This window comes from Petrocella sp., from assembly GCF_059865615.1.
In genome coordinates, this window is sequence record NZ_JCBCDA010000133.1 from 1 (window position 1) to 1,069 (window position 1,069).

Below are 1,069 nucleotides of genomic sequence, written 5' to 3' on the forward strand. Positions count from 1 at the left end.
GTTCATTAATACATTATTAGAAAAAGTATTAGAGCCATTAATAAAGAAACTTAATAAATTAGGATTTCTATTAAAATCCTCGTCTCCAATAATATTATTCCCAGCTATGACTAAATCAAAATAGGTAGAACCATCCTTAAACTTATTATGAAAGGGGGGTGAATTGCTCTCATCCATAACATAAAACTCAACTCGGTTATTGTTAACCATCTTTAACTCACCTCCGAGATAAAAAGCATCTTCTACAATAATCATCAGATTATGATTACCTGTCACTACTATGTCACCATCCATAATTGCTTCACCTTGTACCAATAGAACCATCCATTTCTCACTGGAGCTACCAGCACCAAGAAGTCTAAAAGTCTTTTCATAATCCTCGACAGATCCTTTTTTATAATTGGCATTAGTGGTATCAATGGTTAAATTACTGCTTTTATCCCACTTCCAATCAACGATCGTTGATGAACTGTTAATCGTCAAATTATTATTAACATCATAAAATATTGATGGATCATAACCCTCATTTTTGCTAGCAAATACAACGTCATCACCAATAGTACCGGAGTAACTCGGTACTGTTATAGACACATGGTTGGTTGTATAAGGCTTGGTATTATCTGCTCCAACTTCATTTTTACTCGGATTGTTTTTAAAGTCTATACTACCGCCTGAAGCTAATTGTCCTTTAAAGCTTTTGACCTCTATCTTACTCATAGCCTCTTTGGCATAGACACCATAGTCCATTTCAGTTCGGTCTCTATAAGACATGATAATCTCAACCTTAGCACTTGTGCTTTTATACGTTCCAAGAGAAGACACTCTGTACTTGTCCCCATCTTTTATAACAATGACTTCTAGGTCCCCTTCTCCATCTAATACATCCGTGGCCTCTGCCACTTGTTTAATAAGAAATTGTTTAAAATGAGTATTGTCCATCCGTTCCATTTCCATGGCCATGGACTCGGCACCGGCTCTAGCGATATAATACGCCTTCATGTAATCGGTCTGATAGATGGCTTGATCGTTCTCACCCATACTGACCGTAATCATCGCGCCCATTAAAAGG

1 protein-coding gene is annotated in these 1,069 nt (G+C 36.9%); it reads right to left on the bottom strand.

Annotated features, from left to right (window positions below):
• On the bottom strand, positions 1–1,069 hold a 1,069-nt coding region (locus tag AC6F8J_RS14585; RefSeq protein ID WP_500724357.1), incomplete at both ends, for a hypothetical protein.